The 23,565-nt window shown below is 61.4% G+C and carries 20 protein-coding genes; 5 read left to right on the top strand and 15 right to left on the bottom strand.

Going from position 1 to position 23,565, the window contains the following annotated elements:
- Nucleotides 1-24 precede the first annotated feature (24 nt).
- The gene (locus QM596_RS00630) at nucleotides 25-933 is read right to left on the bottom strand and encodes a polyphosphate polymerase domain-containing protein (RefSeq protein WP_029537254.1); all 909 of its coding nucleotides are present in this window, start codon (nucleotides 931-933) and stop codon (nucleotides 25-27) included.
- Between the two features lie 326 nt (nucleotides 934-1,259).
- Between QM596_RS00630 and QM596_RS00635 the strand changes: the two genes are divergently transcribed.
- From QM596_RS00635 to QM596_RS00645, 3 genes are all read left to right on the top strand, one after another.
- On the top strand, nucleotides 1,260-2,468 hold the full coding sequence (locus QM596_RS00635; RefSeq protein ID WP_283307782.1) for a sensor histidine kinase: 1,209 nt from the start codon (nucleotides 1,260-1,262) through the stop codon (nucleotides 2,466-2,468).
- Nucleotides 2,465-3,130, top strand: coding sequence for a response regulator transcription factor (locus QM596_RS00640; protein ID WP_019746031.1), 666 nt, complete (start codon nucleotides 2,465-2,467; stop codon nucleotides 3,128-3,130). The genes QM596_RS00635 and QM596_RS00640 overlap by 4 nt, the downstream gene beginning before the upstream one ends.
- A 535-nt stretch (nucleotides 3,131-3,665) precedes the next feature.
- A complete protein-coding gene (locus QM596_RS00645) occupies nucleotides 3,666-4,409 on the top strand; it encodes an SDR family NAD(P)-dependent oxidoreductase (protein WP_019746030.1) in 744 nt (247 codons plus the stop codon).
- A 236-nt stretch (nucleotides 4,410-4,645) separates the two neighbouring features.
- Here QM596_RS00645 and QM596_RS00650 read toward each other — a convergent pair whose 3' ends face one another.
- The 6 genes from QM596_RS00650 to QM596_RS00675 all read right to left on the bottom strand — a co-directional run bounded on the left by QM596_RS00650 (nucleotide 4,646) and on the right by QM596_RS00675 (nucleotide 11,090).
- Nucleotides 4,646-5,128 (bottom strand): limonene-1,2-epoxide hydrolase family protein, encoded by a 483-nt coding sequence (locus QM596_RS00650; RefSeq protein WP_283307783.1) that lies wholly within the window; start codon nucleotides 5,126-5,128, stop codon nucleotides 4,646-4,648.
- Nucleotides 5,129-5,136: 8 nt separating this feature from the next.
- Nucleotides 5,137-6,273 (bottom strand): PDR/VanB family oxidoreductase, encoded by a 1,137-nt coding sequence (locus tag QM596_RS00655; protein WP_283307785.1) that lies wholly within the window; start codon nucleotides 6,271-6,273, stop codon nucleotides 5,137-5,139.
- Nucleotides 6,270-7,175 carry a metal-dependent hydrolase gene (locus tag QM596_RS00660; RefSeq protein ID WP_283307787.1) on the bottom strand — a complete coding sequence of 302 codons (906 nt, stop codon included), beginning with the start codon at nucleotides 7,173-7,175 and terminating at the stop codon, nucleotides 6,270-6,272. The genes QM596_RS00655 and QM596_RS00660 overlap by 4 nt, the downstream gene beginning before the upstream one ends.
- A gap of 78 nt (nucleotides 7,176-7,253) precedes the next feature.
- Nucleotides 7,254-7,907 (bottom strand): TetR/AcrR family transcriptional regulator, encoded by a 654-nt coding sequence (locus QM596_RS00665; protein ID WP_283307788.1) that lies wholly within the window; start codon nucleotides 7,905-7,907, stop codon nucleotides 7,254-7,256.
- Between the two features lie 40 nt (nucleotides 7,908-7,947).
- On the bottom strand, nucleotides 7,948-9,138 hold the full coding sequence (locus QM596_RS00670) for a CaiB/BaiF CoA transferase family protein (protein ID WP_283307789.1): 1,191 nt from the start codon (nucleotides 9,136-9,138) through the stop codon (nucleotides 7,948-7,950).
- Between the two features lie 2 nt (nucleotides 9,139-9,140).
- Nucleotides 9,141-11,090, bottom strand: a complete 1,950-nt coding sequence (locus QM596_RS00675; RefSeq protein WP_195791003.1) for a flavin-containing monooxygenase — start codon at nucleotides 11,088-11,090, stop codon at nucleotides 9,141-9,143.
- A 192-nt stretch (nucleotides 11,091-11,282) separates the two neighbouring features.
- Here QM596_RS00675 and QM596_RS00680 point away from each other — a divergent pair, with 192 nt between their 5' ends.
- Both QM596_RS00680 and QM596_RS00685 read left to right on the top strand, forming a co-directional pair.
- The gene (locus tag QM596_RS00680; RefSeq protein WP_031331410.1) at nucleotides 11,283-12,890 is read left to right on the top strand and encodes a class I adenylate-forming enzyme family protein; all 1,608 of its coding nucleotides are present in this window, start codon (nucleotides 11,283-11,285) and stop codon (nucleotides 12,888-12,890) included.
- Nucleotides 12,877-13,557: a TetR/AcrR family transcriptional regulator gene (locus QM596_RS00685; protein ID WP_283307793.1), complete on the top strand. Its 681-nt coding sequence runs from the start codon at nucleotides 12,877-12,879 to the stop codon at nucleotides 13,555-13,557. The genes QM596_RS00680 and QM596_RS00685 overlap by 14 nt, the downstream gene beginning before the upstream one ends.
- 79 nt (nucleotides 13,558-13,636) lie before the next feature.
- On the opposite strand, the gene QM596_RS00690 is transcribed toward QM596_RS00685, so the two are convergent.
- From QM596_RS00690 to QM596_RS00725, 8 genes are all read right to left on the bottom strand, one after another.
- The gene (locus QM596_RS00690) at nucleotides 13,637-14,806 is read right to left on the bottom strand and encodes an iron-containing alcohol dehydrogenase (RefSeq protein ID WP_031331412.1); all 1,170 of its coding nucleotides are present in this window, start codon (nucleotides 14,804-14,806) and stop codon (nucleotides 13,637-13,639) included.
- A gap of 1,002 nt (nucleotides 14,807-15,808) precedes the next feature.
- Nucleotides 15,809-16,825 carry a hypothetical protein gene (locus tag QM596_RS00695; RefSeq protein ID WP_283307795.1) on the bottom strand — a complete coding sequence of 339 codons (1,017 nt, stop codon included), beginning with the start codon at nucleotides 16,823-16,825 and terminating at the stop codon, nucleotides 15,809-15,811.
- Between the two features lie 595 nt (nucleotides 16,826-17,420).
- Nucleotides 17,421-18,404, bottom strand: coding sequence for an NAD(P)H-dependent flavin oxidoreductase (locus QM596_RS00700; protein WP_283307797.1), 984 nt, complete (start codon nucleotides 18,402-18,404; stop codon nucleotides 17,421-17,423).
- Nucleotides 18,405-18,484: 80 nt separating this feature from the next.
- Nucleotides 18,485-19,621 carry a CaiB/BaiF CoA transferase family protein gene (locus tag QM596_RS00705; RefSeq protein ID WP_283307798.1) on the bottom strand — a complete coding sequence of 379 codons (1,137 nt, stop codon included), beginning with the start codon at nucleotides 19,619-19,621 and terminating at the stop codon, nucleotides 18,485-18,487.
- Nucleotides 19,618-20,715 (bottom strand): hypothetical protein, encoded by a 1,098-nt coding sequence (locus tag QM596_RS00710; protein WP_283307799.1) that lies wholly within the window; start codon nucleotides 20,713-20,715, stop codon nucleotides 19,618-19,620. The genes QM596_RS00705 and QM596_RS00710 overlap by 4 nt, the downstream gene beginning before the upstream one ends.
- A gap of 51 nt (nucleotides 20,716-20,766) precedes the next feature.
- Nucleotides 20,767-21,723, bottom strand: a complete 957-nt coding sequence (locus tag QM596_RS00715) for an ABC transporter substrate-binding protein (RefSeq protein ID WP_264613632.1) — start codon at nucleotides 21,721-21,723, stop codon at nucleotides 20,767-20,769.
- A 90-nt stretch (nucleotides 21,724-21,813) separates the two neighbouring features.
- A complete protein-coding gene (locus QM596_RS00720) occupies nucleotides 21,814-22,587 on the bottom strand; it encodes an ABC transporter ATP-binding protein (RefSeq protein WP_283307800.1) in 774 nt (257 codons plus the stop codon).
- An 11-nt stretch (nucleotides 22,588-22,598) separates the two neighbouring features.
- A complete protein-coding gene (locus QM596_RS00725; RefSeq protein WP_029256682.1) occupies nucleotides 22,599-23,471 on the bottom strand; it encodes an ABC transporter permease in 873 nt (290 codons plus the stop codon).
- Between the last annotated feature and the right edge of the window lie 94 nt (nucleotides 23,472-23,565).

Here is a 23,565-nt window from a genome sequence, read left to right on the forward strand (position 1 = left end):
TGGATGCTCAATAGTGCTGTCGGATCACGCGATACGTGTGCGGTGCCGAAGTAGATCTTCCGGTGCGCGACTGTCGAAACCTGCGGGCATCGCCAATTCCGGTGCACCGCTACGTGATCGAGGGGCCATGTCGAAGGCCTCGATCGATTGACAATATTTCGATACTCGAATGATGGACATATTCATTCGCGCCGTCATATCCGTAGCCCAATAAGGCACTCGTTCATTGGCTTTGAGTTCCACGATCGCGAGCTTCGGAGGGATGATGAACCTGTTCTCCGCTCCCGAAGCGAAGTGGAAGTCTCGGTCCCGCCCGTGCACCTTGTGATCGATGGTCACACGCAGCCCGAGATCGGCTTCCGTACCGACGTACGCCTCCCGCAGATACCCAGTGGTCACTATCGGACGAAGATCAAGATTTCCCATCAGCGTTGTCACTTCGTTGACGAATGGACGTTGCGAAATATCGACATCGATTTCTTCTCGACCGTCGAGCCACCGCTGCGCGGTCCCGTACGGCAGCGCGATCCGTCGCTTCTGCGTAACTCGATTGACCCGCTGCTTGATCTCGATCTGGACCGGTGTGTCATCGACACAGTCCGACGGCTCTCCGTAGAGACGAAGTCGCACTTTGCGTCGAAACTTCAGCCCCTCGATCTTTTCCCAGTAGAACAACAGATCAGGTGTGTCGTAATACAGCGATGTCACCGGATACCCGCCCTTCGGCGAGTAAGGGTCGGTCTCCATTCGTGCCACTAGCTCTCGGCGCAACTCCGGCACCTTCAACTCGTCGACGAAGTATTTGATCTCGTAGCGGTTGAACGAGTGCAGCTTGCTGGCGGTCTGCTGAAAACCATTGGAGGGGAGAGCAGTCGGAATGTTCACCTCTTGCTGCCTCGAGGGAGGATCTCGGAACCGGTCGAAAATGCTCATGCCTCAGGTTCTCCTGGATTGGAAGTCGGATATCTACGTGGTGGAGTGCTCGAAAATGTGGTGCCGTCGGATCTGTAGGCCTTGTGCAGATCCCGTACGGAAATCAAGGGCGTCGCCGTCTGGTTGTCTTTCATGGAGGTCGTTTCGGCGTCGAATAGACCTTCCTCGGATTCGTGAGTGGAAGAATCCCCCACGCGTGGACACCGTCGTACCGCAGGCGCGGTACACGGATTGATCTCCTCGTGGGACGTGGACACCTCGATCCTCTGAAATGATGAGGTGGCCGCCATGCGGGTGGGATATCCGGCGACCGATAGGAGACGGACATGGTCGCGCGCAGCGCCTCGGACGGGCATCGCGGTGTGAGGGGGTGGATCGTTTCGGCCGCCACGGTGGTCCTCGTGATTATCCCTGGCGTGGTCCCGCCCCACCCGGGTGCGGGTTTCGTGTGGTCACCTGACGTCCTGGCCCTCAATGCGATGGCCGCGGCGATCCTGATGGGCCGACACCAGCGGCCGCTCGCGGTCCTGGCCGCGGTGATCGGCGTCGTCGCAGTGAGTGTGCCACTCGGACTGTTCAATCCGGGCCTCGTCTTGGCGGCGGGAGTCGCCGTCTACACGACTATGCTGTACGCGACCCGGCGCCGTGGTTTCGTACTCACCGCTCTCGTTGCCCTCGCCATGCTCGCTTTCGTCTTCGTCGACGGATACAGCGGCCTCCAGAACGTCCTGACCGTGCTGCTCGGTGGTGCGATCGGCGATGCGGTTCGCACGCAACGCGACTACGTCGCGTCCGTCACCGAACGTGCCGAGCGTGCCGAACGAACTCGCGACGCGGTGGCCGGGCAGCGGGTCGCCGAGACCAGGCTGGCGATTGCTCGCGACCTCCACGACGTCGTCGCGCACCAGATCTCGGTGATCAACCTCCATGCCGGCGTCGCTGCGTCCTCGCTACGTAACCGACCGGCCGACGCCGAGAAATCGCTGGCTGTCATTCGCAGCGCGTCGCGCACTGCACTCACCGAGATCGGCGACCTCATGGCCACCCTACGAGACCCCACCACCGCGATCGGCCCGTTCGGCCTGTCCCAACTCGACGATGTAGTGCGTGAATTCGCCAGTCATGGAATGGAAGTCGCTGTCCACATCGATGGCGATCCGTACGAACTGCCGGCGTCGATCGATGTGACTGCACTGCGCGTAGTCCAGGAAGCGCTCACCAACGCCCACAAGCACGGCACCGGACACCGCGCTCACGTGCTGATCGGTTACCTTCCTCGTGCGCTCCGCATTACCGTCAGCAACCCGACCGCCTCAGACGGAGCAGGGGCCCGGCACCTCGGAATGAACCAGGGGCTGATCGGTATGAGGGAACGGGTCGACTCGGTTCGCGGCGCCCTCCGTTACGGGGCCGACGGAACAGGTAGGTGGCTGCTTGTTGCCGATCTACCCACAGAACCCGCCCATGACGACCAGGACACACCGGACGACCTGGACACACCGGACGACCTGGCCGCACAGGGAGACACACAATGATCACCATTCTTGTCGTCGACGACCAAACTCTTATCCGGTCTGCGATCACCACCCTTGCCACCCACAGTGTCGGCCTCACCGTCGTCGGCGAAGCAGGCGACGGTGAGCGCGCGATCGAACTCGCTCGCCGTCTGCGACCGGATGTGGTGCTCATGGATATCCGGATGCCAGGTGTCGACGGGATTGCCGCCACACGGACCATCTGCACCGACCCGAACCTCGAGTCGGTGCGGGTACTGATACTCACCACTTTCGAGGAGGATCAGTACATCGTCGGAGCGCTGCGCGCCGGCGCGAGCGGGTTCATCGGCAAAGGGGCCGATCACGACCAGATCATCGCCGCGATCCGCGCTATCCACCGCGGCGATGCTCTGCTCTCACCGGTCGCGACGCGTAGCCTGATCAACCGGTACGTTCACCCCGCCGCCGACAGTGAACGGGTGCCGCCAGCGCTCGCGCACCTTACAGAGCGGGAGATGGAGGTCCTTACTCTCGTCGGCGCCGGCCGGTCCAACGACGAAATCGCCACTGGCCTGGTGATCTCACCGCACACCGCCAAGACCCACGTCAACCGCATCATGACCAAGCTGCAGGCCCACGACCGGGCACAACTCGTCATCGCCGCCTACGAGAACGGTCTAATCCGACCGCACCTCAATTGACGCTACCCGTAGCGGCGGGACAACATGCGCCCCGAACGGGGACGCCGGATGTATGCCGAACAACCTTATTAGCGAACGCATCACCGGCAGCAGCCCGTCGGGGCAACGCCGAGGGAGCCCGCACAAGGGAGGTGCACCCGATCTCCAGCTCGCAGAGTGATGGACACCCGCCCTGATCCACGCCATCCGCCCCCGTACCAACCCTTGTGCGGTTCGGCGAACTTCCCGAAGTACTGACAGTTATGAGCTGCGGCGAGCGGATTGTTGTCTGAGTGTCCCTTATTGAGTAGCGATGCGCGTATTGAGTAGTGATGCGCGCGAAACGGTGCAGATGAGGTCGGATCAGTGGCCACCCACAGGACGGATTCGCCTGCACCGGAAAACTATTAGGATTCTGACGCATGACTTTCCACTTTACTGGCCAGCGGCAAGACACAGATACTCACACGCGAGGAATGCCCGACCCTGTTGTACGCCCGCAGGTCTCGACCCAGCCCCGTATCCTAGAGCGACACACAGAACGGAAGTGAGTGCGATGCCACACAACCCATCCTCCCCGATCGGAATCGTCACCGGCGCGGGCTCGGGGATAGGACGGGCATCCGTCGCCCTGCTCCGCCAACTCGGCGCAACCGTCGAAGCCTGGGACAAGGATCAGAGCACTCTCGACGCTCTTCCCTCCGACGAGCACCTTCTCACCTGCCTCGTTGACGTCACCGACGAGACAGGCGTGACCACAGCAGCTGCCGAAGCAATCGCACGTCACCGGCGCATCGATTACATTGTCAACTGCGCTGGAGCCTATCTCTACGCCTCACTCGAAGACACAACCACGCAGCAAATTCGAAAACTCCACGACCTCAACGTCATCGGACCCACGCTCGTCACGCAAGCATTCTTGCCTGCTCTACGCGCATCGCACGGGTCCATCGTCAACGTTGCCAGCACTGTGGCACTCAAGCCCACAGCCAGCAACTCGCACTACGCAGCCTCGAAAGCAGCACTTGCCCAGCTCACCCGATGCTGGGCCCTGGAACTAGGCCCAGACGGAGTGCGCGTTAACGCCATCGCACCAGGCCCCATGCCCACTTCACTCTTTCGTAGTGCCGGCATGACCGAAGCACAAGAAACAGAACTTCTCAGCACTCGAACAGCCACACTCCCCCTCAGACGCGCCGGCACCCCGGAAGAAGCCGCGATCTGGATCGCCCGCCTCGCTCTCGAAGACAACTGGACCACCGGCGCCGTCATTCCCGTTGACGGAGGCATGTCCTTGTGACCCACGGAACCCGCTATTGGGCCTCGACCTGGGTGCGGTTTGCGCGCTAGGACTCGGTTTCGGGGTACTGCCCGAATTACCGGAAGTCCCATTCCCGGAGCAGCGGGCCTCGAAGTTGGGTGCGATGTCGGGAGCGACCTCGGCCCCGGCGGCCGGGAGAGTGGCGCCCCCGGCGATGACCGCGGCGCCGGCCGCGTTGAGAGCCAACCCGGTCGGTAGTGCGATACCGGTGTTTCTCACACTGCCCGACGTTGTCGACACCAACGCTGGAAGAGGATCTGCACGGCGGTGCGGGTGGGTGGGCCGAATCGCAATCCGCGGAGCAGTCGGCGGTAGGAGAAGCGGTCGTCCCAAACGCGCAGCCGGCCGTTTGCGAATGTGTAGTGGCCGTCTACGTCGAGGTGCATGGCAAACCATCCGATGCGGATGATCTCTCTTCGCCGGGAGGACACGGTGTTGTGGTCGGTGGTCATCGTGAGCACTTCCACGACCTCGTACCTGGTGATCAGGCGAGAGACGATCGTGAGCGCCCGTTCGACGCGTTTGCTTCCACGCACGCTGGGCAGGCCGGTGTTGCGCCATTCGATGTCGGGATCGACGAGTGCGCGCACGGCATCGGCGTCCATTTCCTCCAGTGCGATCAGCAGGTCCACCACCCGCGATGTCAGTTGATCGTCGTTCAACAGGTACTCCGGTCGTCTGGAATTGTGTTTTCTCATCGGTGGATTCATGTGGTGACCGTCAGGCAGGGACTGTTGCTCCGCGAAACGCACAGGAGCATCTTGCCGGCGGCGCGCTCGGCTGAGCTCAACGAATTGTCACGATGATCGACGTCGCCGTCGCTGACGTGGACCATGCAGGTGCCGCAGAAGCCCTGACGACATGAATAGGGGGCTTTCGGGTTCACACGCAGGACCGCGTCCAGTGCGGTCTGGTCGGCGGCGACATCGATGACTTGACCGGTGCGAGCCAGTTGGATGCGGAAGGGTCGTCCATCGACGACCGGTGCGGCGGAGAAGCGTTCGGCGTGCACTTCCACACCGGGTTCGTTGCGCACACAAGCTGTGATCAGGTCCATCATCGGGACCGGACCGCAACAGTAGATCGCGTCGCGGCTGCGGACATTCGGCGGGAGAAGATCGTTCGCTGCGGGTAGGCCGTATTCGTCGTCGGTGCGGATGGTGACCCGATCACCAAACGGCGACAATTCCTCGAGGAACGGTAGTGTGCGGCGCTCGCGACCGACGTACATCAGCGACCAATCCAGGCCCATGCGCTCCGCCTCGCGGACCATCGGCAGTATCGGTGTGATGCCGATGCCACCCGCCACGAAGTGAACGCGCTTCGCGCGCTCGATTCGCCCGGGTTCGACGAACCCGAACGCGTTGCGTGGACCGCGAACGCCGACGACGGTACCGACTGGCAACTCGTCGTGCACCTCGTTCGATCCGCCGCCACCATCAGGAATCCGGCGTACCGCGATCCGGTAGCAGCGTCGATCGGCGGGATCGCCGCACAGCGAGTACTGACGTATCCGTCCCGAGGGCAGGTACAGGTCAAGGTGTGCCCCGGGATACCACCGTTCGAGGTCGCTGCCGTCAGGTGCTCGCAGTTCGAGACTGACCACGTCGTTGTCGGTGGCCACCGTCGTGCGCTCCGACACCGTGAGCGTTGTCTTGTACTCGTCGATCCGGTTTTCCGGTGGCTCGTCGCGATGAATCAAGACCGCCAACTTGACCTGCGTGGAGACCAGGACATCCAGAATGCGCAGAATCGAGTCGCGGCGCTTGCCGCGGCATAGGTCGACCGGGATCTCGTGGGGGGCCTGCCACCGCTGTGTGAGTTCGGGCGCGTTGGGTGTCATGTGTTGACCCGCTTGGCCGCTGGCGATTGCGCGACGTAGGCGAGGGCCTGGGCGGTGGACCCCACACTGTCGGGGTGAAATCCCGGCACGAACGTCGACACACCGCTCCAGAACCATTTCGATACACCAGGCACCAGTCCGCGGCGTCCGGCGCGGACGAATTCCAGTAGCAATCGCGGATAACCGATGTTCGGCGTGTTGGGGTCGTTGCGGCTCAGATACATCGCAGCACGGAGCAACCACCCCAAAAAGATTGGCCACGTGATGATCATGGAGATACAGCGGCGAAAGTAGCCGACTCCGAAGTACGTGGCGACCTCGTGTGCCACGGCACGATGCTCGACCTCTTCGGCCCCATGCCACCGATAGAGGTCAAGCATCTGCGGATCCGCGCCGAATTTCTCCAAGTCCGCGTTCAACGCCCAGTCGCCCACGAACGCGAACATATGCTCCGAAGACGCGCAAATCCCGAGACGCTCGATCAGACGCTGCCGGATGGCCTGCGGATCGGAGTCGTCACCGACGCCCAAAGTTCTACGGAAGAAGTACTGCATCTGGCGGTTGAACGGGGCCGGGTCGATCCCGTGCCGTGTGAACACCTGATTCATGACCTCGTCATGCGCCTCTGCGTGCAGCAATTCTTGGCCCATGAAACCGAGCATGTCCTCGCGAAGCTTCTCGTCGTGCACGTCCGGGAGGGCCTGTTCGAAGGCCTGGATCATCATCCGTTCGCCCTCCGGGATGACGAGGTTCATCGAGCCGAGGAGGTATGAGGCGATCGGCTCGTTCGGCAACCACACCAAAGGCGCTTTCTCCCAGTCGAAATCGACTCGCCGCGGACGGATCGCTACCCGGCCGGGCGGTGCGATCGGACGCTGTGTCAGTCCACTCGTAATTCGCATGACCACTCCTCATTCATAAGTACGCAGCAGTACTTATGAATGAGCATGGCGATCTACCCGTGGCTTGTCAACACCGGACTACGAAGGGTCGGACGAGAGATCCAGTACCCGTTCGAGGAAGGACATGATCGGCGCATGAAGATTCATGTACGAATTCGACCCGTCAACCACCTGGCGGTAGAACAACTCGTTGCAACCGCCGATCGCCGCGAGAAACACTTCACGCCCCGGGGCTTCTGAAGACTTGGACGAGTAGCCGACGAGCAATGCATCGGCGAGCAGTTCCACGTACTCGTTGCGCTTCGCCACCCCCGCCGGGCCGGCCACAGGTAGGTCCACAACCCAAGCTCGCACGAACTCCGGTTCGGACGAACACGTCTCGAGATACTTCTCGATGACAGCCGAAAGCTGTTCGTGTAGAGATAAATTGGCGGTCAAGCTTTGTGTCGAGGTGATGTTGGAGACGATCACCTCGATGCCGGCGTCGATCGCCGCGATCAAGCACGCTTCTTTGCTCTCGAACTGCTTGTAGAAAGCTTGGCGAGACACCCTGGCACGCCCGACGACATCGGCGATCGTGGTCGAGGCGATCCCCTTCTCCGCCGTCGATGAGATCACTGCACGCAGAATGCGATCGCGTTGCGCGTCTTGGACCTCGTCCACAGCCAGTCGGCCGCGGCCACGCGGCAACCCGGGGAGGTCACGATCGAACGATCCAGCCAGCCTGCGCATACCGAAATCGTAGCCCGCCTGGCGCCATCGGTTCTCTCGCTCACCACATCCGTGGACCAACCGCCATGCGAGTGGACCGATGTCGAGTGGAATTGCCCCCGTGGTGCTCTGAGGCAATCTCCCATCGCGACACGGTTGCGTCCAGTTCGTCGTTTTTCCGTGGTGGGGCTGCTCCCTGTGACGAGTCCAGCCGTGGTGCGGCGGAGGGCATCGAAAAGCCTCCTGCATCGACGAAGGCCGTCCGTTGTATTGCATGGTCGTGGAGTGTTGCCTCGTGGAGTGTGAGCACGGGTGTGACACAAGCGTTCAGGCCGTCGAAGACCTCGACCCAGGCGTCGCGATCCTGTGCGGCGAAGGTTCTGCCGAAGCGTTCGGACAAGTCGTCCCAGTTCGATTGGTCCCAGCGATTCGGCAACGAGGCGGGATCCAATCCGAGTCCGAACACGAAGCGGTCGTAGTACACGTCTTCGAGGGCCCCTACCGCCATATACCTGTGGTCTGCGCACTCGTACGCGCGGTAGAACGGGGCAGATCCGTCGAGGAGGTTGGTTCCACGACGGGCTGACCAGCGGCCGGCATGCTGCCACGATCGGACGAGCGCAGTCAACGAACTGGCGCCGTCGACCATCGCTGTATCCACCACCTGGCCTCGGCCAGTGCGTTCTCTTTCGTGCAGCGCGGCAAGTACTCCTACGAGCAGGAACATCGATCCGCCGCCGAAGTTCCCGACGTAGTTCAGCGGCGGTGACGGCGGCCCGGAAGCCGGTCCGAGCTGTTCGAGCGCGCCCGAAAGCGCAAGGTAGTTCAGGTCGTGCCCGGCTTCTCGGGCCATCGGTCCCTTCTGGCCCCAGCCACTCATTCGGCCGTAGATCAGCCCCGGATTGTCCTGCAGGCAGATCTCGGAGCCCAGGCCGAGCTTCTCCATCGTGCCTGGCCGAGAGCCCTCCATCAGGACGTCCGCTCGGCCGATCAGCCTGCGCACCTTGGCGAGATCTTCGGTCTTGGTCAGATCTGCAGTGAGTTCGGTCCGCCCTCGGAGCATCCCCGCATTCGCATCGTCGATTCCGTCATCTGCTCCCATCGAGATGGGGCGCACGATGCGCACGACATCGGCGCCAAGATCTGCCAACATCAGACCGGCGTGCAGTAGCGGCCCTATGGCCTCCATTTCAATGACCCGGATACCCGACAGCGGCCCGCCGTGCACTCCGCCGGTGGCTTCGTCCTGCATGATCACCCTCGCGCGGTCGGAGTCGGGACCGACTCGGAGCGTGCCGGCTCGGTACGAAAATCTGACGGGTCGACTCGGTAGGTCATGGCCCAGTAGTCGTTGATCCGCCACGGAAGGACCGACACGACGCGACCGTCCGGGTTTCGGTACCAGTTCTCCATTGCCGGATGGGTCCAGACCATCTGTGCGTGCTGTCGGTCGACGGCCTCGTTGTATCGATCGTTGACCTCGGCCCGGCACTCCATCGCGCCGAGGTTTTCCGATTGCATCAACTTCAAGGCATCCATGATGTAGCGGACCTGACATTCCAGGATCGTGATGAAGCTCCCCCCATGTCCCAGGCCGGTGTTCGGTCCGGTCATGACGAAGAAATTGGGGAAGTCAGGAACTGTGATCCCCAGGTAGGCGCGCGCGTCGTGCTCGCCCCAGATTTCTCCGGTGGACCGGCCGGATCGACCGACGATGTCCATCGGGTAAAGAACGCGCACACTGTGGAAACCCGTCGCCATGACAATGACGTCCAGCTGGTGCTCGACGCCGTTCGTGTCGACGAGTCCAGAAGGTGTCAGGGCGTCGACTCCGTGGGGCACCAGTGTGACGTCGGGCTTACGAAGCATCGTGAACCAGCCATTGTCCAGCAGCATCCGCTTACCAAAGGGCGGATAGTCCGGAAGAGATGCCTCGATCAGATCTGTTCGATCACCCAGCTGATCGCGGAGATAGCGTTCGTAGAACTTGCGATGACCATGGTTGGTTGCATTGATCGAGGCGCTCGGCTCTGGCCAGTCGGGGTCGACCTGGAGGGACGAGTACACCTTGTCGTTGAAGATCCACGACAGACGCGCCCGGTACCACTCGCGATAGCCGGGGATGTTGTCCATCAGCCAATGGACGCCGTCGTCGATGGTCGTGAAGTAGTCGTCGTTCGGTGCGATCCACTGTGGTGAGCGCTGGAAGATCGTCAGCGATCCGACACGATCCGCGATGGCCGGCCCGATCTGCATAGCACTGGCTCCGGTACCGACGATGCCCACTCGCTTTCCGCGGAGCGACTCGGGATCGTCGAGCTCGCTCGGCCACTCGGCGGAGTGGAAGAGGCGACCACGGAAGGTCTCGATTCCCGGTAGATGCGGGATCTTCGGACGATTGAGCAGACCGACCGCGCTGATCAGGATGGGAGCCTCGAGGGTCTCCGGCGACTCGCCCGGTCGCTGGACGGACACACGCCAACTCTGTTTCGACTCCTCGAACTCGGCGCGCGTCACCTCATGACGGAAGCGGACATTGCGCCGGATGTCGTTGGCCTCCGCAAAGTCCTCGAGATATCCCTGAACCTCGTCGCGCTTGCCGAAGTGGGTCGACCAGTTACGAGGGAACGACGAGATCGAGTAAAGGTGGCTCGGTGTATCAACTCCTGCGCCCGGATAGCGGTTCTCCCACCATGATCCGCCGACGTCGTCGTTCTTCTCCAGGATCACGTGAGGGATCCCAGCGCGGCTGAGCTCGACGGAGGCCAGCATCCCCGCGATGCCGGCGCCGATCACGATGGCGTGGAGTCGCTCGTCGCACTTGGCGGTGGCAGGCTTGATCTGCGGACCATTGACTATCTCCGCCATCATCGGCGCGAAGTCCGGCGGTACGGTCTCGCTGCAGGTGAAGTTGAGGATTCGCTCTACTTCCGAGCTGTCCAGCGTCCGCCGGGACGGCTCGTCCAGCGTCCACCAGCGTTCCACTGCGTCGATCAACGCGCTCCGGATTTCGGACTGAACCTCCTCCGGAAGTCCTCCCGTGGAATTGTCATCCATGCCCCGACTGCGCGTGGGTTGATAGCGGGGTGCCACCCACCGCTCATCGGCGGTCAGCTCCAGCAACACGGCGAGCATGGTCGGAACATTGCCCCGTAACACCGCCGAACGCAGGTGGTCACGGTCCAGGTCAGTGACGATAGTCATGCCATGCAGGCTAACAGCCGTTAGCGACACAACCAAGTGCGATCTTAATATTCCGATTATTGCTTGAAAACTTCGCTTGACCCGCGAGGATGCCGATGACAGTATGAGCCACATCATACTAACCGCGGTAAGCATTCAGGAAGTTGAGGAACCATGGATCTGTCGACAAGTGTCGAATCGGATGCCACTGATATGCGACGGAGTTCAGGTCCGCTTGTCCGATCCCTCACAGCGACCCAGTCGTCACCGCTAGGGCGAGCGACGTTAGGCGACCAGCTACGCCGCCACTCGCAGAGTCGATACTCGAAGCCGGCGATCGTGTCGTATGCCCCAGGTGGTCGACGCACCGTGACCACCTACGGTGCGCTCAATCAGGATGCCAACCGGGCATCCCACATGTTCCTCGGACTCGGTGTTTCCCGCGGTGACCGGGTCGCCGTGATGGCCCGCAATCGCGTGGAGTCGATAGTCGCCTACTACGGTGCTCTCAAAATAGGGGCGGTGTACTCCGGCATCAATGTCCTTTTCGGACCGAACGAAGTGGCTCAACAGATCGGGCACCTCGAGCCCGCGGTTGTGGTCGTGGCCGCGGAATTCCTGCCGGTACTGGAAGAAGCGCTGGCGGGACTCGGTACCCGCCCCGAAATCGTTGTTCTCGACAGCACGGACGAGTTCGGCGGCCACTGCTTCGATCAACTCCTCGAGTCCTCGTCGCCGACAGAGCCGGATTGTGATGTGGACGAGCACGATCTCGCAATGATCGTGTACACCAGTGGAACCGAGGCGGCTCCGAAGGGCGTCATGCTGCCGCATCGCAACTACCTGGTCTCCACCGCACCCGCGTACACATGGGGACTGCGATGCCTGGACGATGACGTCTGGCTCTACGTCATGCCATTCCACACTATTGCCGGAATCGGCTCCCTGACCTCGCTCCTGCTATTGGGAGCGACGCTCGTGCTCCCGGCCAGCCTCGCGCCTGCCGACGCTTTGCACATGATCAAAACGGAGCAGATCACCGTCCTGGCTCAAACCCCGACCTTCTTCATCTCGCTCGCAGATCATCCTGACTTCGGTCCTGAGACTGTCGGGACCATCCAGCGCTGCCTGACCTACGGAGGTCAGGTCTCGCCGCGAACGGTGGACGCATGGCACCACGCGGCGCCCGCATCGGTGTGGGGCACCTACTGGGGTCAGTCCGAGTTGACGCAGTTGGGCTCCGTCGGCTGGTTCAAGCGACTCGAGGACATTCCCGATCAGGATCCGACCTGGATCGGCAAGCCTGTAGGCCATCTCGAGGTCAAGGTGGTCGATGCCGACGGAAATGAAGCAGAGCGAGGTGAACTCCTCTGTCGCACGCCGTCGGTGATGCTGGGTTACTACAAGGATCCCGAGAAGACCGCCGCTGTCCTCGACGGTGGTTGGGTCCACACCGGCGACATCGTACGTCGCGATTCGGAGGGCAACATGTTCTTCCTCGATCGCAGCAAGGACATGATCAAGACGGGCGGCTACAACGTGTCCTCGCAGGAGGTCGAGCGAGTACTACAAGCCCACCCCGAGGTGTCGCGCGCCGCCGTCGTGGGACTTCCGGACGCCTACTGGTCCGAGGCGGTCACCGGCTTCGTCATCGTCGTAGACGGCAGCGATCTCACCGGCCAGGAGTTGCGAGACCACTGCAAGGCCGTGCTCGCAGGCTATAAGGTTCCAAAGGCGATCACGATTGTGGACGAGCTGCCCACGGACCCTCAGGGGAAGCTGCTCAAGAGAGAACTACGCCGCCTGTATGCAAAGGACTGAAACGCTGAACATCGATCCTGCCAGCAGCGCGACACCCGGATCCGGTCGACCACGGCTTGAAGGTCTTCCAAGCAGACGTGACGACATACTGGCCGCGGCGGCCGAATACTTCGCTGATCAGGGCTACCACTCGGCCGGTATGCGTGGCATCGCAGATTCGGTGGGAATCAAGGGCGCGAGCCTCTACAACCACTTCACCTCGAAAGAGGAGATCCTCTACGCGATCGCGCTCAAGATGACCCGGGACCCGGTCGACGAGCATTTACTCGTCCTCGACGAACCTGGAACACCGGCCGAGCGTCTCACCTCGCTGATCGATGTTCATCTGCGGCATCTAGCGATGAACAGGGTCGAGCATCTGGTCAGCCTACGAGAGATCTCGGCGCTTACCGACGAACACCGTCTGAGGGTGCTCGAGTACCGCAAGTACTACCAGAGGCGTGTGCGCGATGTGATTGCTGCCGGGGTCCGCGCCGGAGAGTTCGAAATCGCCGACCCACAGCGTGCGGCTGTTGCGGTGCTCGACCTCATGAATGGTGTGAGCTGGTGGCTTCGAGACGACCACGATATCGAGGCGCTGGTGGCAACCTACGTGGATTACATCGTCGTCGGAATTCTCCGTCACCGTCCCGGAACGCAGAGTGGTAACGGCGGTACGCCCAGCTGACGGTGACGGCCGTTCAGCTCGAAAACAGGTGATCCCCCTCCACCCGACGTGGAGGGGGATCACCTGTTTTCGGGCTCGATCAGAGTGCCCGCCGCAACAAAGGAACCAAAGCGTCCGGATTCGCAATGGGGTTCGGGTTGGTCCCGCACCAGATGTCCTTGAACGTGTACGTAGCCAGACTGGGGAGGTCGTTTTCGGTCAGCCCGACTTCTCCCAGCGATCTCGGCATGCCGAGCCGCCGGATGAGCGAGTCCGCCAACTCGTGAGCGGGCGTTTGCGGCGCACCCAAGGACGCACTGATCAGCGCCTGGCGATGCTCGTTGACCTCGCGGTTGTACTCGAGTGCGAAAGGCGCCATGACACACGAGGTGTACCCGTGCGGGACGTTGAACGAGCCGCCGAGTGCATGCCCGACGGCATGGCTGACGCCCATGTCGAGGCCTGCGACGATCGCGACCATTGACGACCATGCACCGACCTGGCACATCAGCCGCGCATCCACGTCGTCGGTGTTCTCCTTCACTCGGACGAGTCCTTCGGAGAGCAGTCGTATGGCATTCATCGCCATCCCGTCGTAGTACCCGTTCGATTCGAGCGAGCCCAAGGTCTCGAAGGCGTGGTCCAGTGCGCGAACCCCGGTCGACAGCCACAGCCACTCCGGCGTGTGCAGCGTGAGTGCAGGATCGAGGATGACAGCCTTCGGGGTCATCGCCGGATGCAAGTAACCCTCTTTGACGTTGCTCTTCTCATCCGTCGACCCGGCCAACGCGTTGAACTCACCTCCCGCCAGGGTCGTGGGCGCCACCACTACCGGGATCTTCGGGGCGGAGAAGGTGGGGGCGGTCACCGATGTGTCGGGATTGACCTGCAGGTGGTAGGCGTCCATTTGCGATGCCTCGCGAACTCCGTGCTCCAGAGTGATTGCAAGGATCTTCGCCAGGTCCGTCGCCGATCCGCCGCCCACGCACAACAGCATGTCCGGATCGGCGTCGGCAGCAACTCGGGTGGCAGCAATGACGTCTTCGCGCGGTACATGGGGTCGAACCGCATCGAACAGTCCCACGAATCGATCACCCAGTGCCTCGATCACCCGAGCGATCTCGTCGGTCTGCGAGTTGAGCGTCCCGCTACATACGACGAAGACGCGGGTCGCCCCGAGCAATTCTGCTTCCTGGGCTGCGGCCTCCGCGACCGGAGCGCCAATGCGGACTCTCTCCATGGACGGCAGAGAGACAAGTGATGACTGCACGGCAATACCATCTTTCTTTCTTGATCCTCAATCCACTACGACGTCGTCAAGAGCGCTCAGCTCTCCCTCGGTCTGTTCAGGAGTGGGATAGAGCGTGGATCCGGCGCTGGGAAATGTCTCGCACCCCGTCGCAGGCTAACAGTGGTTACCCTATAGGAGATTTGTGGCGCACGCCACAATCGATTGTGTGCTTGGCTGGCGAAACCATGGGGCGAGGTGAGTTCCTGGGAGACATTGCAGGCTTGATCTGCACCTATCTATCAATCCCCACGGCTTAGATGAAGAGCGCTGTTGCATCTCCAGTGCCAGACAAGGATCGGTTACGGTGGATTCGATCCGCAAATTATCGAACTACCTAACCGCTGGTTGTCTGTTTCTGGAACCAATTGCGTGATGGCGCGAGGGTTGAGTACTGGGATGGTGTAGCCATCACTGACACTCTGGTGACGGACGCCGAATCCAGTGCGGCACCCTTCCCAACACTCAGGTGCATGGTGTCGACGGCGCGACATGCATCGACTTCGCCGTGGAGAAGCGCCTCGAACTTTCCTTGGTCGGAACAGCGGCACTGAGGTGAACAATTATCGCGAGGCGTGCCGCGGGTCGATCCGGCTGCAAAGGGACTTGGCATATCGGGGACGAAGGTTTCTTCTTCCGAGATTCACTCCGCCGAAGCTGACCATTGCAGTCGGTCCGGCAAAGTTAGTCGAGACCCTCGGCTTCTGCTGGGGCTTCGAGACTGGGCATACTCACGGTAAATCCGCTGCCGCCGCACGACGCGAACTGTTTCTTCGACTGGATGGACCGTCAGCTAGAGGACATGATTTTCGGGGTTCGATTACGTCCGTATCGAAAGGAGGTGCTGCGTTGTCTGCGTGAGCAAGGGGGCACCGAAGAGCAGAGCACGATGATGTTGCGTCACTTCGGTTCTAAGAGCGCGGTGCCACATCGGCAACCGCCCTTCTGCTTGCCGCGCCACACTCGCCGGAGGCTCTGGTTGTGTCACTCGCCCTCGATCAATGGATCTTCCAGTTCGAGAAGCGCGACCTCGTCCGGATGCAAGTTTTCGTTCGGATCCACGGATCGGGTCAACCGGTCGTTTGGACCCAATTCGTCTGGCGCCTGGATGATCTGAAGACCTTGTGCCAAGATCTCGACTCGTCCACGGTTCTCGTTGCTCGTGAGATCTGCTGCGAAAGCAGCAGCTACGGCGTCGCGTGCCAGAGCCTCCGCCAGGTCCCAATCATGGATGTAATCCTCGACCGAAAGGTTCGCTTCTCGCCGGCTCAGCGCGGCCGAAGTGCATCCTTGAAAGTAGAGAGCGACCAACTCCTGAGCGCCGTCCCACTCCGCCTCCAGGCCGAGGGCTACCGTGTTCTCCCGCAACGCGGATCGAAGGTCGAGCGCGTCAGCTGCTCTCATCGGGGGTGACGCGCGCACCTTGCTCACGTACTCCTCGAACCCGATCGCGGCGACAGTCCCGACGACATCGATTACTGCGGGCCAATTCGGCCCCAGATGGCTGGCGAGGTCGACGTCCGTGATGGTTGTCGACTCGATGTGCCGGACAAGCGAATCGAGCGAACGATCTGCGTCGTCGTAGAGTCCATCTCGTTGCGCCTGACGAAGCCACTCCGCTTCTGCGACTATCGCATCTCCGGGAATCGAACCGGCGTTCTCGAAAGCTTCATCAATGGATAGCTCAGTACCGACAGCGACTTGGGGCCCCCAAGCCGCTCCGTTGACTCGCAAGAGCTGCGCAGCAGTCTGTACCACGTTCGTCAAACGAACCGACGCGTCAGAAGAGCGACGCAACGCAGCCACATCGGGCCTCGACGGGATGGGTTCACACGCTGGATTGTGCCGTCCACGTTCCGCTTTCGTGATGGTCTCTTCGATATTCGCAGAGGATGGGCGTGCAGCGAAGATCTTCGATACACCGATAGCACCAGCAGTAGCCACAGCGATGATCAATCCCGCTGCAACGAATTTCGCCCTCCGGGTCGGTACCGCATGCATGCTCTTGATTCCCCTTCGGTGTGCCCCAGACGATGCGAGCGAAATATCGGATTCTATCGCGAACGCTATCGGGCGCGTGAGACTTCAGTGTTCGGTCAAGCGCAAGATTGTTGCGGGGATCGGGGCGCCATAGGGAGTAGGTGCCTTGAAAGGGTTGCCAGACGACTTCGACGATCGCACAGTCGGGACGGGCACGCCGGGCTCTCGTCCTTGCTGTATGCAGTCGAAGCCAAGAAATGTCGGTGGACGTAATGGGGGAGCTGCTGCGGGCCGACGGTGATGTTTTGGTAGCCCCATGGCCACAACGTCGAGTAGATCGTGTTCGGTGCCGATCGAAATCCTTGCGGTCGTCACTCTGATGACCCCAAGCAATTCGGAGTACACCTCCTTTCCTCGTCCTGGCGTCAATGATCGTCGGGATGCATCCGAAACGATCGAGCGGCGATGGCAAGCCGCGAGGCGATCTGGAAGAGCTCACCGTCACCGCACGACGCATCGAGGACGAGGTATCGGCGGCACGCGGGTCGACGAGCGCAACGGCAGGGGCATTCGCGAAGAACTGGCCGACGGTAGCGCCCAGTGGGTTCGGACGTAGTCAGGCGCTGACAGGATCCAGGAGGCCGGTAAGCCGTCCGGCAATCAGTGCTTCGGCCTCTGTGACAATACGTTCCACCAATTCACCCACAGTGGGGACGTCGTGAATCAGTCCTTGCACAGTCCCCGCCGTCCAGATGCCAGCCTCCGGGTCGCCGCTGTCGAACACCGCTCTGCCCCGCGCACCGGCAACAAGATGTCGAACGTCTTCGAATTTGCCACCACTGGAGAGGATTTCGACCACTTCATGGCTGATGCTGTTGCGTGCTACGCGAGCGGTATTGCGCAGTGACCTGAAAATCAGTTCCGTGTCGACCTCCGAGGCAGCGACTATCGCCTGCTTGATGTTGTGGTGAATCGGGGACTCCTCGGTACACATGAACCGAGTGCCCATGTTGATGCCGTCGGCGCCAAGCGCCAGGGCGGCCACCAATCCTCGCGCGTCGGCAAATCCGCCGGACGCGATCATGGGAATGCTGATCCGCTCTGCTGCTGCAGCGATGAGGACGAGACCCGGTACGTCGTCTTCCCCTGGATGCCCGGCACATTCGAACCCGTCGATGCTGATGCCGTCGACACCGAGGGCCTGGGCTTTGACCGCGTGGCGGACGCTGGTGCACTTATGGAGGACCTTGATGCCGGCGGCGTGAAAGTGCGGCAGATGGGGTGCGGGAGATGATCCGGCTGTCTCGACGACTTTGACTCCGCAGTCGATGATCACGTTGCGATACTCATCGTAGGGCGGAGGTGTGATCGTCGGGAGGATGGTGAGGTTGACCCCGAAAGGTTGATCGGTGAGCTCGCGCGTTCGGGATATTTCTCGGGCAAGATCGTCAGGTGTCGGCTGTGTCAGGGCAGTGAGCATGCCGAGCGCGCCGGCGTTTGCAACTGCCGCTACGAGTTCTGCTCTCCCCACCCATTGCATGCCGCCCTGCACGATTGGGTGGCGAACTCCGAATGTCTCGGTAAATGCGGTGGTCAGCACTGGACATCTCCTCGATGGTGCATGGCTATCTGTTTGTCAGTTACGTTGGTGCAAAGTCAATTTCGACCCGAACGGCGCATTCAGCGCGTCGATGTTGTCCACTCGTTCAAGGCCGGAACCTGTGAAAGTTCAGTTCGTGCCATCGGAGGTTCGGCGCGATAGGGCATGGCAGGCGTCAAATACTGTTCGCCATGTTCGTTGGTGCCGGGGATGAAGGTACGGTTCGCAATCACATCGTCGGCGCAAATTACCTGGTCGTAGTCACGCACAAGCGCGGCAACCACTCCGGCTGCGGTGAGATGCTCTACCGCCTCAGCGGCGCTGCGGTGGCACAGCTGCTTCTCGATCGTGGCGACGAGGACTGCACGGTTTTCCACGCGCAGTGTGTTGGTAGAGAACCGCGGGTCGTCGGCCAACTCTGGTAAGTCGATCGCCTTGCACAGTTCGATCCAGGCTCGTGGTTGGTAGCCGCTGATCACCAGCTCGCCATCGACGGCACGAAAGACGTCTGCGGCAGGTGCGACGCTTGGTTGTCCGTTCCCTTTGCGGCTCATAGCCTTTCCAGACACTTGCCACTCGATCCAGTTGGCGGTCTGCAAGTGGATTGCGACGTCGAGCAGGGAAACTCGGACGGAGGAGCCCTTGCCGGTGCGATCGCGCCGCAGTAGCGCTGCCAGTACCGCTTGGGCGACGACGTAGCTCGTTGCATGATCTATGACCGGTGCGCCCACACGCTGTGGCGGGCCCTCCGCCTCACCCGTCACCGACATCAGTCCGCTCTCTGCTTGCGCAGCGATGTCGAGCCCGGCGCGGGTGGCGGACGGGCCCTCCGCCCCGTACCCGCTCACCGAGACGGCGATGATTTCCGGTCGCAGGCGTTGGAGTTCGGCAGAGGAGAATCCCAATCGATCGAGGGTTCCCGGGCGCAGATTGTGCAGCAAGATGTCGCTCGATGCGATCAGATCCCGAGCTCGCTGCAGATCGGCGGAGTCTTTGAGGTCGAGGCAGATTGAACGCTTTCCACGGTTGTACCCGTAGAAGATGCCGCGCGCGTAGTCGGCGTCGATTTGTCGGGCCGGTTCACCACCTGGAGGCTCGAGCTTGATGACCTCAGCGCCGAGATCGGACAACTGCTGCCCGGCGCTGGGGATTGCGATCAGTTGACCGATCTCCACTACTCGGACACCTGCCAACGGCAGGTCTACTTCGTCGGTCATCGAATGATCTCCACATGAGGCGAAGTGACATCCTCAGCGGGCTCCAGGCAGCGCGCCAACAAGATGCCTTCGGTGTGGTTGCAGGGGTTCAGTCGGTTTCTGTCGCCTTCTACTCCCCCGATTCGGATCGTCACGGTTCCATCGTCATTGCGCTCGAAGTGTGAGTCGTTGAGGTTGACGGTGTGGTCGCGGTACTCGAAGGACTCGAACCAGTGGTTGTACAGCATCACTCCGAAGTAGGTGCAGTCCGGGAGAGTAAATGTAATATCCACGGCAGTAGCGTCTTTCAGTGACCACCAGCCGGCAATGTATTGGTTGGAGCTGGTGCCGTAGAAGTCTCCCCACCCTCGCTGCTCCGAGGTCACGCGAATCTCGTTGGGAGACTGACTGAGTGTTTCGATGAGCTGAAGACTGCGTCGAAGGCTCACGTCCATGCCACGAGCAAGTTTCGTGAGGCGCTGGGCCAGCCACGCCGTGTCGAGATCGGGGCGTGCACCAGGCGGCGGACCTAGGCGCTCGATGTGGAGAACGGGATCGATCTCCGCGTTACGCGTCTTGTGATACACACGCACTACTACGTCGAAGCAGCGCTCATCCAGCCGAATGCCGCTGCGCCCCTCAAGTTCTTGTGCGACGAAGATCTCGAAGTTGCCGTCCGCATCACACACCTTGTCGTCGATGACGATGTTGTCGGCGACCCTGTCGGTCCCAGACGCGCCCACACGATTGGCGAGGACGGCGACGTAGGGCACTGTGCCACGGTTACCGTGAATGCGATATGTCTCGTTGGGGTCGATCATCGCAGTCCAGTAGTCGACGTCGATGCCGTCTCCCCAGAACTTTCGCATCGGTGACATCAGGGTGAAGAGTTCAGGCCGGAGTACGTCTTGGCGCTCGATGTTCATCTCGGCGAGGTATCCGAACAGACGAAGTGCGTGCCGTACGCCTTCGGCGCTGTCCAGCGGCGATCCGGTAGCGGCAGCGGTCGAACCGAATGTCGCAAGGCTGTCGGTGACTGCAGACCAAGCCTCGGTGAGCTGCCGGCGATCGTGCTGGGACTCGGATTGTGTTGACTGGTCAGCGAGTTGTGTCATCGTTTCTTCTCTTTCGTAGTAGACGAACTGGATTGTGTGTGGGGGCGTTGGTCAGCAGAGGGGGTCGAAGGGGACGTCTGCGTCGGACTTGCCCGAGGTCTGGTTGTTCACCCATGCGACGTTCTGGGTCCATCGGTCGGCTGAAATCTCGACCGGCCAGAGGGCCTTCTGCGAAGCCCACACCTGGTTGGCTTTGTCGGCAGGAACATTCATTCGCTCGGTGAGAAGTTGAGCTCCTGCTTGCTCGTTCGCAGGATCGGCTATCCACCCTGCTGCGGCCTCGAGCGCCGCACACACGGGGGCGGCAGCATCGGATTCAGCGAATGTGGCTGTCGTGACGAGCACAGTGCCCAGGCCGTATGAACTCACGCCGTCAGAGCCCACCGGGTCTACTTCTGTAATCGCCGTCATCGGTATTCCTTGAGCGTCGAATACGGCCTGGCTGGCAGCGGTGAGAACGGCGGCATCTATGTCGCCCTTTCGTGCGAGTGGTATCTGACTCGCGGTAGGTGCCGCTGCGATGAATTGCACCGTGGATGCGTCGATGTTTCGTTCTGCGAGAAGCTGATTGACGAATTGCTCGGCCGCGCCGCCACGTGACGGTATGGCGATCCGCTTGCCGGGCAAATCCTCGATGGTGGTGATGCCGCTGTCTTTCGTCACGGCGATGGCAAGATCGATCGACCCGTACGGGGACAGTGGCCGCAGACTCTGCCCTTGCTCTATGGCCGGCACGACGGTTCCGGGTGCACCGACCGCGAGATCGGTTGTACCGCCGATGAGACCGCTGATGAGTTCGGGCCCGTTCTTTCCGTCGATGAGCTCGACGTGGAGGCCTTCCTTGTCGAACATTCCTTGTTGGACGGCGACGTAGACAGGTAGGGACAAAGCACTCGCAGGGTAGACCCCGATGGCGACGCTACCGTCGTTCGGACGCCCTCCCCCTCCACACGCGGAAAGCAGTAGGGACGCTGCAATGACTGTGCCGACAAAAGGTCGAAGTTTCATGGGATTCCTGTTCCTTGATGGCTGGGCGCATCAGAAATCAAGCTGAGTTGGCTGGGCACATCAGTAATCAAGCTGAGTTGGCTGGGCACATCAGTGGTCGAGCTGACCACGCAGCCGGTTGAAGATTTCGATGTATCGAGGTTCGGCGGTGAGGGTTTCGAGTTCGCGGGGGCGTTCGATGTCAATGGAGACGTCGTCGATCACCCGGCCGGCCCCGAGCAGCAGAACGCGGTCGGAGAGACAGATGGCTTCGCCGAGGTCGTGGGTTACGAAGATGACCGACCGGCCTACCTGGGATTGCCAAAGCTCGAGGAATTCTCGCTGTACTTCGACTCGGGTCTGCGCATCGAGGGCGGCAAACGGTTCGTCCATCAACAAGATGTCCGGATCCAGAGCCCACGTTCGGGCCAACGCGACACGCTGGCGCATCCCTTGGGAGAGTTGCCAAGTCCACAGCCGTGACGCCTCGGACATTTGAACGGCCGCAAGCCAGCGCGCTGATTGAGTTCGTCTCTCCGCCTTGGGTACTCCTCTCAACTCGAGGCCGTACTCGACGTTCTTCCGCGCTGTCCGCCACGGGAACAGCGCATCTCGGGCCATCATGAAGCCCATCCGGGAGCGAGCGTCGAATGGTGTTGTGCCGAGGACCTCAGTCTTCCCTTCTGTTGCGTCCACCAATCCAGCGAGCGCGTTGAGCAGAGTGGTCTTTCCGCAACCGCTCCTGCCGACCAAGCTCACGAACTGTCCGCGAGGGATGGTGAGGTCGAGATTGTCGACCACAGTTTTCGTCGACCCGTCGGGTGAGGGGAAGGATATCGTCAGTCCGTCGAGTTGTACGGCGGGTGTAATCACGTTGGTATCCATGATGATTCCTGTCATCGTCGAGCCGGCGGCTGCCACCGAAGGAGGTAGCGCTCGGCGAAGTTCATGACCTGGTTGAGGACGACTGCGACGATTGCGAGAAGTATGAGGATCGCGTAGACCGCTTCCATCCGGAACTGGGCCGAGTAGATCGACACAAGCTGGCCCAGCCCGTCCCGTGACGAGATCAGTTCCGAACCGACAACGCCGAGTAGCGAATAGATCAGCCCCAACCGAAGACCGGCAAAAATGCCAGGTGTTGCGACGGGGAGGAGGATGTGCCAGAACACCTGTGTCTTACTGGCATTCAGGACAGTGGATAGTCGGAGCCATTCGTCGTCCACCGACTTCACACCGGCTCGTGCACTCGAGCAGACGATGAAGAAGACGAGTGTGAACGCGAGAGCGACCTTCGCCGTCATCGTGATCCCGAAGATGACGATAAGCAGAGGCGCCAGCGCAAGACGTGGCATGGCATTCGCCGCATCCAGGAACGGACTCATGATGCGTTCGAGGGTCGGAAGCAGTCCGAGAGAGAGTCCGACCGCCACCCCGACTGCGCTAGCGAGGATCCACGCGATCACGACGGCAGTCATCGTGGCACGCAAGTTCGACGAAATCTCGCCCGACTGCACCGCTGCGGTGAAGTAGGCCCAGGCCTCGCCTGGCGTTTTGGCCAGAACTGGCTCGATCCAACCTTGCGATGCGACGAGCTGCCACGCTCCGAGTAGGACCAGAAGCAGCGCGACCTGGGCCAGTCGTACCCCGATGGTGAGTCGCGTACCGGATCGACGCTGTCGAGCGGGCTTCGGCTCAGAGCGTGCCCGCCTCGCAGAACGGGGTGACGTAGCACCGGATGGCGAACTTGCGGTGATGGTTTCGGTCATTTCGGCGCCTCCTCCGTGGTGCTCGCAGGCGGCGATAGGTGCTCGACAAAAGCAGACGGGTGCCTCTGGTCGAAGCTCCCCGGGTTGTTGCTCA

The organism is Rhodococcus sp. IEGM 1406, assembly GCF_030056745.1.
Taxonomy (GTDB): domain Bacteria; phylum Actinomycetota; class Actinomycetes; order Mycobacteriales; family Mycobacteriaceae; genus Rhodococcus_F; species Rhodococcus_F erythropolis.